The organism is Inquilinus ginsengisoli, assembly GCF_031453975.1.
Taxonomy (GTDB): Bacteria; Pseudomonadota; Alphaproteobacteria; order DSM-16000; family Inquilinaceae; genus Inquilinus; species Inquilinus ginsengisoli_A.
In genome coordinates, this window is record NZ_JAVDPW010000020.1 from 53902 (window position 1) to 67578 (window position 13677).

16 protein-coding genes are annotated in these 13677 nt (G+C 69.7%); 4 read left to right on the plus strand and 12 right to left on the minus strand.

The annotated features are described in order from the left end of the window. Positions 1–4: 4 nt before the first annotated feature. Genes E9232_RS34990 through E9232_RS35005 form a run of 4 tightly spaced genes read right to left on the minus strand, consistent with a single transcriptional unit; the run spans position 5 to position 4119 of the window. The gene (locus E9232_RS34990) at positions 5–1360 is read right to left on the minus strand and encodes an FAD-dependent oxidoreductase (RefSeq protein WP_309802051.1); all 1356 of its coding nucleotides are present in this window, start codon (positions 1358–1360) and stop codon (positions 5–7) included. Between the two features lie 42 nt (positions 1361–1402). Then, a complete protein-coding gene (locus tag E9232_RS34995; RefSeq protein WP_309802053.1) occupies positions 1403–2248 on the minus strand; it encodes an ABC transporter permease in 846 nt (281 codons plus the stop codon). After that, positions 2248–3066, minus strand: coding sequence for an ABC transporter ATP-binding protein (locus E9232_RS35000; RefSeq protein WP_309802054.1), 819 nt, complete (start codon positions 3064–3066; stop codon positions 2248–2250). Before E9232_RS35000 ends, E9232_RS34995 begins: the two co-directional genes overlap by 1 nt. Before the next feature lie 15 nt (positions 3067–3081). Beyond that, positions 3082–4119, minus strand: a complete 1038-nt coding sequence (locus tag E9232_RS35005; protein WP_309802056.1) for an ABC transporter substrate-binding protein — start codon at positions 4117–4119, stop codon at positions 3082–3084. Between the two features lie 216 nt (positions 4120–4335). Between E9232_RS35005 and E9232_RS35010 the strand changes: the two genes are divergently transcribed. Beyond that, positions 4336–5286 (plus strand): LysR family transcriptional regulator, encoded by a 951-nt coding sequence (locus E9232_RS35010; RefSeq protein WP_309802057.1) that lies wholly within the window; start codon positions 4336–4338, stop codon positions 5284–5286. A 128-nt stretch (positions 5287–5414) separates the two neighbouring features. After that, positions 5415–5693 (plus strand): P-loop NTPase family protein, encoded by a 279-nt coding sequence (locus tag E9232_RS35015; RefSeq protein WP_309802058.1) that lies wholly within the window; start codon positions 5415–5417, stop codon positions 5691–5693. 112 nt (positions 5694–5805) lie between these two features. On the opposite strand, the gene E9232_RS35020 is transcribed toward E9232_RS35015, so the two are convergent. The 7 genes from E9232_RS35020 to E9232_RS35050 form a co-directional block, all read right to left on the minus strand. Next, positions 5806–6408, minus strand: a complete 603-nt coding sequence (locus E9232_RS35020) for a DUF1989 domain-containing protein (protein WP_309802059.1) — start codon at positions 6406–6408, stop codon at positions 5806–5808. A gap of 14 nt (positions 6409–6422) precedes the next feature. Continuing rightward, complete coding sequence (locus E9232_RS35025) at positions 6423–7388, minus strand: arginase family protein (RefSeq protein ID WP_309802060.1); 966 nt, start codon at positions 7386–7388, stop codon at positions 6423–6425. Between the two features lie 3 nt (positions 7389–7391). Further along, positions 7392–8216, minus strand: coding sequence for an amino acid ABC transporter ATP-binding protein (locus tag E9232_RS35030; RefSeq protein WP_309802061.1), 825 nt, complete (start codon positions 8214–8216; stop codon positions 7392–7394). Further along, entirely contained in the window at positions 8213–8935 is a 723-nt protein-coding gene (locus tag E9232_RS35035) for an amino acid ABC transporter permease (protein WP_309802062.1), read from the minus strand. The genes E9232_RS35030 and E9232_RS35035 overlap by 4 nt, the downstream gene beginning before the upstream one ends. Before the next feature lie 3 nt (positions 8936–8938). Further along, positions 8939–9598, minus strand: coding sequence for an amino acid ABC transporter permease (locus E9232_RS35040; protein ID WP_309802063.1), 660 nt, complete (start codon positions 9596–9598; stop codon positions 8939–8941). Positions 9599–9680: 82 nt separating this feature from the next. Further along, positions 9681–10487: a transporter substrate-binding domain-containing protein gene (locus E9232_RS35045; protein WP_309802065.1), complete on the minus strand. Its 807-nt coding sequence runs from the start codon at positions 10485–10487 to the stop codon at positions 9681–9683. Positions 10488–10591: 104 nt separating this feature from the next. Continuing rightward, complete coding sequence (locus E9232_RS35050; protein WP_309802068.1) at positions 10592–11557, minus strand: agmatinase; 966 nt, start codon at positions 11555–11557, stop codon at positions 10592–10594. A 158-nt stretch (positions 11558–11715) separates the two neighbouring features. Between E9232_RS35050 and E9232_RS35055 the strand changes: the two genes are divergently transcribed. After that, a complete protein-coding gene (locus E9232_RS35055; protein WP_309802069.1) occupies positions 11716–12636 on the plus strand; it encodes a LysR family transcriptional regulator in 921 nt (306 codons plus the stop codon). 67 nt (positions 12637–12703) lie between these two features. Here E9232_RS35055 and E9232_RS35060 read toward each other — a convergent pair whose 3' ends face one another. Continuing rightward, a complete protein-coding gene (locus tag E9232_RS35060; protein ID WP_309802071.1) occupies positions 12704–12880 on the minus strand; it encodes a zinc-binding dehydrogenase in 177 nt (58 codons plus the stop codon). Positions 12881–12900: 20 nt separating this feature from the next. Between E9232_RS35060 and E9232_RS35065 the strand changes: the two genes are divergently transcribed. Further along, a partial coding sequence (locus E9232_RS35065; protein ID WP_309802070.1) for an isochorismatase family protein occupies positions 12901–13677 on the plus strand: 777 nt, incomplete at its 3' end.

The window sequence follows — 13677 nt, forward strand, 5'->3', positions numbered from 1 at the left end:
TTCCCTATTCCGCGGCTTCCGCCACCTGCGCATTGGCCGCCGGCCGGTCGCCCGGATCGGCCCCCTGGGCCCGCAGCGTAGCCTGCAGCCGGGCGACGTCCACCCGGTCGACGCCGACGCCGGCCTGCACCGCCAGCGCCGCCGCCACGCCCGCGGCCTCGCCCATCGCCATGCAGGGCGGGATCTCGCGCGAGATGCGCTGGGCGGCCGAGGTGGCGGAGTAGTGCCGGCCGGCGACCAGCAGCTGCGACACGTCGCGGGGCAGCAGCGACCGGTAGGGGGTGTAGTAGTCGCGGCCGCGGGCGATGCTGTCGGCGAAATGGCGGCGCTGGGTCACGTCCTCCTTCGACACGACATGGACGCCGTCCAGCAGGCGGCTCTGGCGCACGCCGACCTGCGGCGCGACGTCGACCACGAAGGCGTTCTCGAAGCCGGGCATCTTCTCGCTGATATAGGCCACCAGCGCGGCGATCCGGTCGCGGCCCTGGAAGTCGGCGCGGGTCAGGTCGTCGACCTTCAGCCCATCGAAGCCGGCCATGTGCGGGCAGTTGCACCAGACCACGCCGGCCAGCGGCGTCTTCAGCCACCATTTGTCCCAGGACCCGCCCATGATCCGCTTGGCCTCACGGTCCAGCGCGGCGAAGGCCTCCGGCTCCTCGTATTCGAAGCGTTCGGCCGCCGCGGTGTCGACGCCGCCGAGGCGGAACACGGTGGTGACGATGAAGGCGCCGTGGATGAAGGGCGCGCCGGCCGAGGCGGCGACGTCGAGGTCGCCGGTGGCGTCGATCACCACCGACCCCATGATCGCGTGGCGGCCTTCCTTGCTGTCGCAGATCACGCCGGTGATGCGCCCGTCCTCGACGATGGCGCGCGAGAACCAGCTGTGCAGCCGCAGGGTGACCCCGGCCTCGCGCACCAGGTCGTTGGCGACGCGCTTGTAGCCGTCGGGGTCGAAGGCGGCGGCGTAGCAGATCGGCTGCGGCTTGATGTGGGAGTGGAAGTCGAACACGCCCCAGCGCGACCATTTCCGCCACATCGCCGGGTCCGAGCGTCGGTCGGCCTCCGGCGGGGCGACGCACAGGCCGATCCGCTCCATCCGGTCGATCATCTCGCCGCACAGGCCGCGGACGCTGATCTCGGCGCCGTTGCTCATGTCGTCGAGCACCAGGACCATGCCGCCCGAGGCCAGGCCGCCGAGATAGGCGTAGCGTTCGAGCAGGATCACCGACAGGCCGTTGCGGGCGCCGGCGACGGCAGCGGAGATGCCGGCCGGCCCGCCGCCGACGACGACGAGGTCGGCGCGCGCCGCGACCGGAATGCGGCCTTCGGGTTCGACAATGGTGTCAGGCATCGTGGCCATGCTCACGGCTCCGCAATGAGGTCGGGAGGTGGGGACCGCGCGTCAGGCGGCGCGGACGTTCCATTTCAGGAAGCGGTGCTCGGCCCAGCTGATCACGCCGAAGAAGGTGGCCGAGAACACCGAGCCGACGACGATGGTGGCGTAGAGCAGCGGGGAGTCGAAATTGTAGGTCGCCTGGATGATCAGCGCGCCGATGCCCTTGGTGGCGCCGATCCATTCGCCGACGATGGCGCCGATCACGGCGGTCGACGCCGCGATCTTCAGCGCCGAGAACAGGTAGGGCAGCGCATTCTTCAGCCGCAGCTTGACGAAGACCTCGCGCGGCGAGGCCGAGAGGATGCGCATCAGCTCGAGCTGCTGCGGGCTGACGTCGCGCAGGCCGCGGGTCATGTTGACCAGGGTCGGGAAGAAGCAGATCAGCGCCGCGATGGCGATCTTCGGCTCCATGCCGTTGCCCAGCAGCAGCACCAGGATCGGCGCCTTGGCCACCACCGGGATGGTGTTGACCATCACCGCCACCGGGAAGAACGCCTCCTCCAGCGTCCGCTTCCAGACGAAGGCGATGGCGATCAGGATCGCCGCGGCGTTGCCCAGCAGGAAGCCCAGCACCGCCTCGATCGCGGTCGGCAGCAGGTTCGACAGCAGCATGCCGGATTTGGCGACCAGCACCTTGGCCACAGCGCTGGGCGCCGGGGCGATGAAGGGCTTGATGCCGAGCAGCGGCACCGCGATCTCCCACAGCACCAGGATCGCGGCCACGGCCAGGACCGGCAGCAGCCGGCGGCGCCAGGCCAGGAAGCGCTGCGCCCCGGCGAAGGCGGCCTGGGCCTCGGCGTCCTCGGCGAAGGCGCCGCTCATCGGCAGGGTGTCGGTGGCGGGCGCGACCATCAGCAGGCCTCCAGCACGCGCCGCAGCCGGGCGGCGAGGTCGACGAACTCCCGGGTCTCGCGCACCGGGATGCGGCGCGGCGACGGCAGGTCGACCGGCACCAGCTCGCGCACCCGGCCGGGCCGGGCGGCCAGCAGCAGCACCTCCTGCCCCAGGAAGGCGGCTTCGTAGATCGAATGGGTGACGAACAGGATGGTCGTGCCCGTCTCCTCCCACACCCGCAGCAACTCCTCGTTCAGCCGGTCGCGGGTGATCTCGTCGAGCGCGCCGAAGGGTTCGTCCATCAGCAGCAGCTTCGGGTCGTTGGCCAGCGCCCGGGCGATCGAGACGCGCTGGCGCATGCCGCCCGACAGCTCGTGCGGGAAGGCATTCTCCCAGCCGCCGAGGCCGACCAGGTCCAAGAGCTCGCGCGGGCTGCGCTTGCCGGGGCGGGCGCGGCCGACCTCGAGCGGCAGCTCGACATTCTGCAGCGCCGTGCGCCAGGGCAAGAGGGCCGGGTCCTGGAACACGAAGCCGATGTCGCGCCGCTCCCGCGCCGCCGAGGCGGTGCCGCCGAGCACGCGGACGGCGCCGCTGGTCGGCGGGATCAGGTCGGCCACCACCCGCAGCAGGGTGGACTTGCCGCAGCCGGACGGGCCCAGCAGGGTGACGAAGCCGCCGGGCCGGACAGCCAGGTCGATGCCCTCCAGCGCGGTCACGGTGCCGCGTTCGGTGGTGAAGCGGACCGTCACCCGGTCCAGGCGGATGGCGGGCTCCGCGGCCGGGGCGGCGGCGGGCGGCTCGATGCGGACCGCGCGGTCCAGGGCGATGGCGGGCATGGATACGCCTCCCCCTCAGCCGATCTTCGGGCGGTTGCCGCGGGTGGCGTCCAGCACCGCGGTGCTCATCACCGCGTCGATCGCCGGCGTGCCGGCGGTGAACTGGCCGAGCCCGGCATAGAGGTCGATCTGCTCCTGCCACACCGCGGGGTCGAAGCAGCCCCAGCCATCCTGCTTCGTCTTCTCGGTGAAGACGTAGTCGAGCAGCGTCTTGCAGGCCGCCAGCTCGTCCTCGCGCACCGCGTCGGGGTATTCCTGCAGGAACAGGTCGACCGCCTGCTCCGGATTCTGGCGCGCATATTGCCAGCCGCGGCCGGCGGCGCGCAGGAAGCCGGCCAGCAGGTCGCCCTGGCCCTCGATGGTCTCGGCGGTGGCGTAATAGGGCATGGCGTACAGCCGCACGCCCTGGTCCCACAGCCGCATGGTGATCATGTCGGGGCCCAGCACCTTCAGCGCGGTGCGGTTGGTCTCCCACCCCGTGATGCAGTCGACCTGGCCGGTCAGCAGCGGCGACATGTCGGCGCCGATCACCACGACCTCGACGTCGCTTTCGGCGATACCGTGCTTGCGTAGCAGGGCCGACAGCAGGATCCGGCCGGTGGCCTGCACCCCGACCTTCTTGCCCACCATGTCCCGCGGCGAGCGGATCGGCGTCGCCGGCAGCGAGAAGTAGCTGTAGGGGTGCTGCTGCGCCCCGACGGCAAAGCATTTCACCGGGATGCCCTGCGACGCCGCCAGCAGCAGCGAGGGGCTGGAGGAAACCTGGCCGATCTCGAACCGGCCGGAGGCGACGATGGCGACGCCGTCGATGCTGGGCCCGCCCGGCTGGATCGCGAAGTCGATCTTCTCCTCGTCGAAATAGCCGAGGCGCTTGGCCACGATCTCGCCCAGCTGGTTGTCGTTCGCCAGCCAGCCGAGCTGCATGTTCACCGCGCGGGTGCCGGTCGCGGCCCGGGCCAGGCCGGGGATCACCGTGGGGCAGGCCAACCCGCCGGCCAGCGCCATGCCGGTCTTCAGCAGCTGTCGCCGGCTGGCCGAGAGCGTCGTCGCCATGAAGCCATCTCCTTTTTCGGGGTCGCGTTGGACCCGGAGCTTCCCTGCCGATGCGGCTCTTGGCGGTGTCGCTCGTCGTGGCTTCCTGGGGCGACGCGTCCGCGCTCGGATCCGGCAACTTTAGGGGTGCCGCGGCGTACGCCGGAAGAATAGAATTTCGCGCGAGGTGATGCCTTTTCGGCATCACCCGGGGACGGGCTTCAGGGGGCGACCGGCATGCATGCGGTGGTGCTGCGCTATCTCGACCATGTCGCGCGGCTGGGCTCGATCCGCCGGGCGGCGGAGGCGCTGAACGTCGCCTCCTCCGCCGTCAACCGGCAGATCCTGAAGCTGGAGGCGGAGATGGGTGCGGCGCTGTTCGAGCGGCGGGGCAATGGCGTCCGCCTGACCCCGGCCGGCGAGCATCTGCTGCGCCACGCCCGGCACACGCTAGCGGAATGGCAGCGCACCTGCAGCGACATCGCCGCCTTGTCCGGCGACCTGCATGGCGAGGTGCGGATCGTGGCGATCCCGTCGCTGCTGGTGCGGGTGGTGCCGCGGGCGATCGAGGCGGTGGCCACGCAGCACCCGCACATCTCGTTCCGCGTCATCGACGCCGACCCGGCCGAGCATGTCGAGGAGATGCGGGCCGGCCGGCCGGACATGGCGCTGCTGTTCATCGATCGGCGCCAGCGCAGCTACGAGCTGACCGCCCGGCTGCGCACGGCGCTGGGCGCGATCATGCGGCCGGACCATCCGCTGGCCTCGGCCGCGGGCGTCACCCTGACCCAATGCGCCGACTATCCGGTGGTGATGCTGAACGACCCCTGGCTGCTGGACGCGGTGTCGGAGAGCGAGTTCATCCACAGCGGCGCCCAGTTCAGCGCCCGCATCCTGTCGAATTCGCTGACCGTGATGAAGGCGGCGATGCGCTCCGGCCTCGGCATCGGCTTCTTCACCCCGACCGGCTTCGTCGACGAACTGCGGCGCGGCGAGCTGGTCTGCGTGCCCCTGATGGAGCCGGGGCTGGCCGGCAGCGAGATCGGGCTGTTCGTCCATCGCGATCGGGCCGCAGCCCCGCACATCCAAGTGTTGGCCGCGGAATTGGGCCGGCAACTGCACAGCCTGACGGAGGACATTGCCAGCATGGGCCGATCAGTGGATGAGAGTGATCCTGGACGACCTTAGAATCCATGGTGGTCGGATCCAGGGGCCATCACCGTCCGCGACGTCTGGGTCGAATACGGCGACCAGATCGTGCTCGAGGCGCTCAACCTCAACATCACCTCGGTTCCTTCCTCGGCACCCGCGCCCAGATGCACGACCTGCTGAAGCCGCTGTGGCGGCAGCACGGCATGACCGTGATCATGGTCACCCACGACCTGAAGGAGGCGTTCGGCCTGGGCACAAGGCTGATCGCCTTCGACAAGCTGCGCCACGACCCGCAGGCGCCCGGCCGCTACGGCGCGCGCCTGACCTACGACCTCGACCTGCCCCGCCGGCGGGCCGCGCCCGTCGCGCCGGTGCCGCGGGCCAACCAGGACAGCCACAGCGGGACCTCGACGTTGCCGCTCCGTCCACGCCACAGCACCTGATCGGAGATCCGCGATGCCTCTGCCATCCTCCTGCCCAATCCACCTGAAGACCCTGCGCCTCGTCTATCGCGTCCTGAAGGCCAGGGCGGACCACCTGTAGCGCGAGGCCTTCCTACCGCAGCAGCTCGACATGCGCCTCGGTCGGCTTGCGGCCGGCGCCGTTGATCGGGGTGATGTCCTGCGGGCAGGCCGAGAACACGACGACGCAGTCGCGCGCCGCCCGCAGCAGCACATGGTCGCCGGGCTTGGTCACCGGCTCGCCCTGGGTCAGGCTGAGATCGGCGTTGACCGGGATGTTCATGAACAGGTTCAGCGGCTGCGGCACCCGGTCGGCGGACAGGCCGATCGCCGCCATCGCCTCGACCATGTTGTCGGCGCAGTTGCGGTGATACTCGGTGCAGCCGAGATGCTCGTAGCGCCAGCGGTCGCAGGCCGCCATCAGCGTGTCGTGGATGCCGGGCGACGTGTCCTCCTCCAGCACCAGGATCGGCTCGCGCCGGTTGGTGAACAGGGTCTGCCCGGCCGCCGGCATCAGCCGCCCGTTCTCCACCCGCGTGTGCTCCATCGACATGTGGTGTGCCAGGTCCTCGGCGCAGAAGGCCCAGGTGTCGACCACCTGCGAGCCATGGGTGTTGACGACCCTGACCGCCTCGCCGGCCGCGAGGCGCACGGCCTTGCCGCGGGTGGCGGGGATGACGTCGCGTTCGGTGGGCATGATGCTCTCCTGCTTCAGGCGGCCTTGGCGCGGCGGCGCGCGGCCCAGCGCGGCTGGGCGCAGATCTGGCCGAGAAACTCGATGACGGTGAGCGCGCCGAGATAGGCGGTGACGCCGGTGCCGACATCGAGCGGCGGATTGACCTCGACGAAGTCGAAGGCGGCGACCTCGTGCCGCTCGGCGATCGCCTTCAGGCTGTCGCGCAGCTCGGGGTAGCTCATGCCGTTCGGCTCGGCCGAGACGCAGCCCGGCACCAGCGACATGTCCATCGCGTCGACGTCGATGCTGACATAGACGCGCGACCCGGCCGGCAGCAGCTCGGCGATGCCGGCCGGGCCGAGGCGCCGGAACTCGCCCATCGGGATGACGCGGTTGCCCGAAGCGATGATCGGCTCCACCTGGTCGGGCGAATGGCGCAGGCTGCGGATGCCGACCTGGGTCAGGCTCAGCGCGTTCGGCATGCCGGCGATGTGGCGGAAGGCGTGGCTGTTGGTGTGCTGCAGGTCGTTCTCGAACGGCGCGTAGTCGGTGTGCGCGTCGAAATGGATGACGTGCAGCTTCTCGTCGAAGGCGCGGAAGATCGGATAGGTGATCGAATGGTCGCCGCCGAGCACCACCGGCATCGCGCCCCGGTCAAGGATGGCCCGGACCGCCGCGGTGATGTTGGCAAAAGTCCGCTCCGCATTGGCCGGGTGGATGTCGACATCGCCGGCATCGGCGATCAGCCCCTGCGCCATCTCCTCGACCAGGTATTCGCGCCGCGTCTCCGGGTCGTAGTAGCCGCGGCCGCTGCCGTAGAAGCGCAGCGAATGCTCGCGCAGCGCCCGTGGCGCGAAGCGGCTGCCGGGCAGGAAGGGCGAGCCCTCGTCGAACGGCACGCCGAGCACCGCGATGGCGGCGTCCAGCACCGACAGATCCTCGCAGATCCGGGCGCGCAGGAAGGAAGGGATGCCGACATAGGGCCGGTTGACGCGGGACATGTCCTACTCCGTCTTGAGGATGGCGGGATCGGGAGCGGCCGCGCCGGGAAGCCGGTGCGACAGCACGAGGTCGAGAAAGCTGCGCAGCCGTGGCGACTTGGGCGCCGCGATGAGGTCGCGGGCCGGCCCCTCCTCGATGATGCGGCCGCGGTCCATGAAGGCGATGCGGTCGGCGACATTGGCGGCGAAGCCGATCTCATGGGTCACCACCAGCATGGTCATGCCGCCGGCGGCGAGCGCGCGCAGCACGCCGAGCACCTCGCCGACGAGTTCGGGGTCGAGGGCCGAGGTCGGCTCGTCGAACAGCATCAGCGCCGGCTCCATCGCCAGCGCGCGGGCGATGGCGACGCGCTGCCGCTGTCCGCCGGACAGCGCGTGCGGATGGCGCCCGGCACGGTCGGCGAGGCCGAGCTGGCCGAGCAGCTCTTCGGCCCGGCGCGTCGCTTCGGCCCGCGGCCGGCCCAGCACCACCATCTGCGGCCGCACCACATTCTCCAGCGCGGTCATGTGCGGCCACAGGTTGAGCTGCTGGAACACCAGGCCGATCTTCGGGCGCAGCGCGTCGATCTCGCGCCGCGTCTGGCGCCGGATCGTGCCGTCGCGGCCGATCTCGCGGCCGAACGGCCGCCCCGCCACCGCGATGAAGCCGTCATCCGGCTGTTCCAGCCAGGTCAGGCAGCGCAGCAGCGTGCTCTTGCCGCAGCCGCTCGGCCCGATCAGGGCGACGATCTCGCCTTCCGCGATGTCGAGATAGACGTCGTCGAGCGCGGTCGCACCCGGGAAGCGCTTGGTCAGGGCCGAGACGTTGAGGGCGGGCGCCGTGCTCATGGCGGCCGCCGCGCCGAAAGCGACAGGTAGCGCGCCGCAATCGGGCTGCCCGAGACCCTGGCCGCCTGCGGCGCGTCGACCCGGCGCTCCAACCCCGCTGCCAGCGCCGCGATCACGATCGCGATCAGCCAGTAGATCCCGGCCACCGCGGCGAACACTTCGAAGGGCGCGAAGGTGTTCCCCTGCACCACGAGGCTCTGATAGGTCAGCTCCGGCACGGTGATCGAGGAGAGCACCGCGGATTCCTTCATCATCGTCAGCGTCATGTTGGTGGAGGGCGGCACCAGCGGGCGCAGGATCTGCGGCGCCACCACATGGCGCATCGCCCGGGCCGGCGACATGCCGATCGCCCGCGCGCTCTCGAACTGGCCGCGCGGCAGCGCCAGGATCGCGGCCCGCACGATCTCGGCGTAATAGGCGCTGGCGAACAGCGCGAGCGCCGTGGTGCCGACCAGCGTCGCCGGCAGCCGGATGCCGGAGAACGGCAGGCCATAATAGACGACGAACAGGATGATGATGAACGGGATGCTGCGCAGCACCTCGATATAGACGCCGGCGACGAGGCGAGGCAGCCGGCCGGGCATCAGCGCCATCAGGGCGACCAGGATGCCGATGGCGTAGCCGGCGACGAAGGCCACGGCAGACAGGCGGATGGTGAGCCAGGCGCCGTCCAGCAGGATCGGCCAGTAGCCGGCCAGGATGGTGGGGTCGAAATGCATGCCTCAGGCCCGCGTCAGGGCGAAGCGGGCCTCGGCGACCCGGCCGGCGAGGCTGATGGCGAGGTTGATGACCAGGAACACCAGCGCCGCGCCGACCAGCGTCTCGAACGGCCGGTAGCTCGCGCTGGCGATCTGCTGCGCCGTGCGCAGCACGTCGACGACGGTGATGACGGACAGGAGGGCGGTGCCCTTCACCACGATCGTCGCCTCGTTGATCAGCACCGGCACGATGCGGCGGAACAGCTGCCGCAGCACCACCTTGAACCAGATGATCCGCGGCGGCAGGCCGAGCGCGGTGGCCGCCTCGATCGGGCCGCCGTCGATGGCCGCCAGGCCGCCGCGCATGCTCTCGCTGACGAACACCATGCTGTTGAAGGCGATGGCGGACACGCCGGCGACCTCGGGCGAGAGATCGAGGCCGATCGCCGGCAGCACGTAATAGGCGATGAAGATCTGGATCAGCAACGGCGTGCCGCGCACGAAGCTGATGAGGATGGCGACGGCGATGTTCACCGCCGCGATCTTGAGCGAGCGCAGGATGGTCAGCGCCGTGCCCAGCAACAGGGCGAGCAGCATGATCACGGCGGCCAGGCGGATGTTCACCAGCGCCGCATTGGCCAGCCCCGGCAGGATCGACATGAGGTGGTCGAGCTTGAAGCCCATCGTCCAGCGCCTCTCTCGGATCGGACCGCAATTCGGGGGCCGGCGCGCCTGCCTGCGGCGACGGCCGCGCCGGCGCCCGGGCTCACATCGCGTCGGGCGGGAGATAGCCGCTGTCCGGGATCTTCATCTCGAAGCCGAACCATTTCCTCTGCAGCGCGCCGAGGCGGCCGTCGTCGCGCATCGTGCGGATGATGGCGGAGATGGCGTCGCGCAGATCCTTGTCGTCGGGCCGAGTCACCCAGGCGAGGAAGGTGTAGCCGCCATCGACCGGGGTCGGCATCGCCAGGTCGAAAACGTCAGGCCGTTCCTTCACCAGCACGGCCAGGCTGGGCAGCGACTGGATCACCGCATCCACGTCGCCATTGGCCAGCGCCACATAGCTTTCGGGAAAGGCCGTGAACAGCTTCAGCTCCTTGAAGCCGGTGCCGCCGGCGGCCTTGAGCTTGGCATCGACGGCCCGGGCCACCGGCTCGGTCGACGACGCCAGCTGGGTCGCCACCACCTTGCCGTTCAGGTCTTCGACCGCCGCCATCGGGTCGCCCTTGCGCTTCAGCGCATAGGGAATGCCGTCGGCGATCGGCAGCGTGTAGGCGTAGCGCTTGGCGCGCTCCTCGTTGATGCCGACGGTGGTGGCCACGAAGTCGAACTTGCCGGCGAGCACGCCCGGCAGGATGCCCTGCCAGGGCAGGTCGAGCTGATTCAGCTTGGTGACGCCGAGGCCCTTCACCACCTCGGCCAGGATGTCGGGGCCATAGCCGACGATCTTGCCGTCCTGCACGAATTCGAACGGCGGAAAGGCGGCCTCGGTGCCGACGGTGAGCTCGCCCGTCCGCTTGATCTTCTCGAGCGTCGTCTCGGCGAAGGCCGGCTGGAGGACAAGGAGGCCCATGCAGGCAGCGCCTGCGAGAAGACCCAACACCCTGCGGTTGATCCACGACATGGCAGCGCCTCTCTGTTGTGTTTGGTTTTTTTGTGCTGGGAACAGGCGCCGCCTCAGGCCGGCGGCGCGTCGAAGTAGTTGGCCCGCACCGCGGCGCCGATCAGGTTGACGATCAGTCGTCCGGCGGCGATCGACGTGATCATGTTCACGTCGATGGACGGCGTGATCTCGACGATGTCCATGCCGAGCACTCGGCCCTTGCGCACCAGGCCATGGATCAGCTTGCGCACCTGGTGGAAGGTCAAGCCGCCTGGCGCCGGCCCTTCGACCGCCGGCATGACGCTGGGGTCCAGGCCGTCGGCGTCGATGGTGATGTAGTACTGGCCGCCATCCGGGATGCGATCGAGCACGGCGTCCATGCCACCGTCATGCACCTCGAAGGCCGGGATGATGTTCGAGCCGTAGGCGGCCGCCGCATCGACCTCCTCGGGCCGGGCGCTGCCCTGGGCGCGGATGCCGATCTGGAAGATCTCGCCGATATGGGCCATCTCCGACGCCCGCCGGATCGGGCTCGACAGGCCGTCGCGCACGCCGTTCACATCGTCCCGCCAGTCGATATGCGCATCGACCTGGATCAGCGTGATCGGCCCCCGCCCCTCGAAGGCCCGCAGGATCGGGATCGGAATGCCGTGATCGCCGCCGATCGTGATCGGCATGGCGCCCGCGGCAAGGATCTTGCGTACCGCCTCCTCGGCGCGGCGGTAGTGGCTGCGGAGATCGGTCATGTCGGCCGGCACATTGCCGACATCGACCACCTTCAGCGCCCGGCCGCCATAGATCGGGCCGCCGACGTCGAAGTCGTAGCGTTCCAGGCTGCGGCAGACCCGGTCCGTCGCTGCCCGCACCGCGTCCGGCGCCTTGGTCTGGTCGTTGGTGATGGCCGCGGCGTCGTAGGCGCTGCCGAAGGGGATGCCGAGGATCGCGACATGCGCGTCGAGCCGGTCGAGATCGGTGCAGATCGGAGACCAGAGGAAGCTCTGATGCTTCAAGGAAGGCGGTACGGTCAGCGGCAACGCCATGAATCCTCCGAATACTGGCGGCGGATGGTGCCGGTTGTTTCGGCAACTGCTCGGCAATTGAGCATCCGCCCGGTCGTTACTGGGATGCCGAAGCTTAGGCACCGATCGGGCGCGCCGAGGATGACGGTCGACGAAACCGTGCTTGTAGGGGATGCAACATGGACCAGCTGACGCACGCGCCCGTGCCGCCGATCAGCGAGGCGGACCTCCGGCTCCTGCGCATTTTCCGCGCGGTGGCGGAGGCCGGCGGCCTCACCGCTGCCGAACGGCCGCTTGGCATGGAGCGGTCGACGATCAGCCGCCACCTGCAGGCGCTGGAGACCCGGCTCGGCGCCCGGCTGTGCTTCCGCGGCCCGGCGGGGTTCGAACTGACCGCCTTCGGCGCGAGCGCGCTCCAGGCCGCCATCGCCGCCTGCGACGCGCTGGAGACGGTGCGGCACGAGCTCAACCTCGCCCGCAACATCCTGACCGGAGAGCTGCGCATCGGCATCGCCGACAACTGCCTGTCCAACCCACGCTGCCGGCTGGTCGGCGCCCTGGCCCGCTTCCGCGAGATCGCGCCCGACGTGACGCTGAACCTGTCGATCGGCCTGCCGGACGAGCTGGTCGAGGGCATCTCGGAGCGGCGCCTGCATCTCGCCGTCAGCGGCCAGCCGGCCGGCAACCCCAGGCTCGACTACCGTTCGCTCTTCACCGAGGAGTTCCGTCTCTACATCGCGGCGGATGTGCAGCCGCCGCCCGGCCTCGCCGAGCTGAACGGCGGCGGCTTCGCCCTGGTGACCCGGACCAACGACCGGCGCACGCAGACCCTGGCCCGCCATCTGGACCTGAAGCGCATCGCGGTCGCCTTCGGCCTGGAGGCGGTGGCCACGATGGTCGCCGGCGGCGGCTTCGTCGGCTTCCTGCCGACGCATTATGCCGAGATGCTGACGCCGATGTACCGGCTGCGGGAGGTCGGCGGCGCGGAGGCGTTCCGCTACACGACCCAGTTCTCGCTGATCTGGGCCGTCGACCGGCCGCTGTCACCGAGCGGTCGCCTGTTCGTCCGCCTCCTCGCGGATCTCCCGGAAGGGGCCTAGCCGCGAGGACGGCCGATCGGAGACCACGATCGGGAGAGCCTCCGGATCGCACAACGGACAGGCTGGCCTATCGGCCGAAATCCAGCACCAGCCGTCCCAGGACCTCTCCCCGGCGCAGTCGGGCAAGAGCCTCGTTCACCTGGTCGAACGGCACCGTCTCGACCGTCGCCGCGACCAGGCCGCGGGCCGCGAAATCCACCGCCTCCTGCAGGTCCTGGCGGGTGCCGACATTGGAGCCGCGGATCGACTGACAATGCGGCCATTGTGCTGATCGATCATCAGGTCGGTACGATCACCCTCACGCACTCTCACGACCTCAACACGATGAGGGACGCTTCGCTCAAGCTCGCGAAAATCGCGAGGGCCTTGAACATCCCGGTGGTTTTGACGTCGAGTATGGAAGATCAATTCCGGGGCCTGCCCTGGCCCGAATTTGAACAGATTCTCCCGGAAGCGTTCGCCGCGCGTATCAAGCGTCCCGGGATTGTCAACGCCATGCACCACGACGGCTTCAACAAAGCGGTCAAGGCGATGGGCCGCAAGAAGCTGATCGTCGCCGGCGTCACGACCGAAATCTGCGTGACCTTCCCCGTGCTGCAGATGCTGGACGAGGGCTACGACGTCCAGGTGGCCGCAGACGCATCGGCGTCAATGACGAAGACCGGACATGACCTCGTCTTGCGCCGGATGGAGCAGCACGGTGCCGCTATCACAACCGTGTACCAGATCGTCTCCCAGCTGACGCTCGACTGGTCGACCCCGAAGGGTCGCGAGCTCGCGGCGGTTTTCGGCTGGGCGCGAGCCCCGGCCCAGATCACCCTCGTCTCATCAGGCGGCCCCGGGCGCAGGCTTCGGTGGCCGCTTCCGCATCTGATCTTCATGCCTGGGACTGCACACCCGGGCATCGTCTTCGGCCGTGTCGCCGACCAATTGGGCGCCATTCGCGGCTGCGGAGTGCGGCAAGACTGGGCCGGACGCTGCCAGGGGCCGCGCTTTGGTCGCCCTGTGCACGATGGTCGGGGCGCTGACGATGTCCCGGAT

Bases quoted from the DNA above. Each gene is read 5' to 3' on its own strand.
- E9232_RS35040 (WP_309802063.1), bottom strand. From the start codon at position 9,598: ATGGGCTTCAAGCTCGACCACCTCATGTCGATCCTGCCGGGGCTGGCC.
- E9232_RS35010 (WP_309802057.1), top strand. From the start codon at position 4,336: ATGCATGCGGTGGTGCTGCGCTATCTCGACCATGTCGCGCGGCTGGGC.
- E9232_RS35005 (WP_309802056.1), bottom strand. From the start codon at position 4,119: ATGGCGACGACGCTCTCGGCCAGCCGGCGACAGCTGCTGAAGACCGGC.
- E9232_RS35030 (WP_309802061.1), bottom strand. From the start codon at position 8,216: ATGAGCACGGCGCCCGCCCTCAACGTCTCGGCCCTGACCAAGCGCTTC.
- E9232_RS35000 (WP_309802054.1), bottom strand. From the start codon at position 3,066: ATGCCCGCCATCGCCCTGGACCGCGCGGTCCGCATCGAGCCGCCCGCC.
- E9232_RS35055 (WP_309802069.1), top strand. From the start codon at position 11,716: ATGGACCAGCTGACGCACGCGCCCGTGCCGCCGATCAGCGAGGCGGAC.
- E9232_RS35020 (WP_309802059.1), bottom strand. From the start codon at position 6,408: ATGCCCACCGAACGCGACGTCATCCCCGCCACCCGCGGCAAGGCCGTG.
- E9232_RS34990 (WP_309802051.1), bottom strand. From the start codon at position 1,360: ATGGCCACGATGCCTGACACCATTGTCGAACCCGAAGGCCGCATTCCG.
- E9232_RS34995 (WP_309802053.1), bottom strand. From the start codon at position 2,248: ATGGTCGCGCCCGCCACCGACACCCTGCCGATGAGCGGCGCCTTCGCC.
- E9232_RS35035 (WP_309802062.1), bottom strand. From the start codon at position 8,935: ATGCATTTCGACCCCACCATCCTGGCCGGCTACTGGCCGATCCTGCTG.
- E9232_RS35025 (WP_309802060.1), bottom strand. From the start codon at position 7,388: ATGTCCCGCGTCAACCGGCCCTATGTCGGCATCCCTTCCTTCCTGCGC.
- E9232_RS35015 (WP_309802058.1), top strand. From the start codon at position 5,415: ATGCACGACCTGCTGAAGCCGCTGTGGCGGCAGCACGGCATGACCGTG.
- E9232_RS35045 (WP_309802065.1), bottom strand. From the start codon at position 10,487: ATGGGCCTCCTTGTCCTCCAGCCGGCCTTCGCCGAGACGACGCTCGAG.
- E9232_RS35050 (WP_309802068.1), bottom strand. From the start codon at position 11,557: ATGGCGTTGCCGCTGACCGTACCGCCTTCCTTGAAGCATCAGAGCTTC.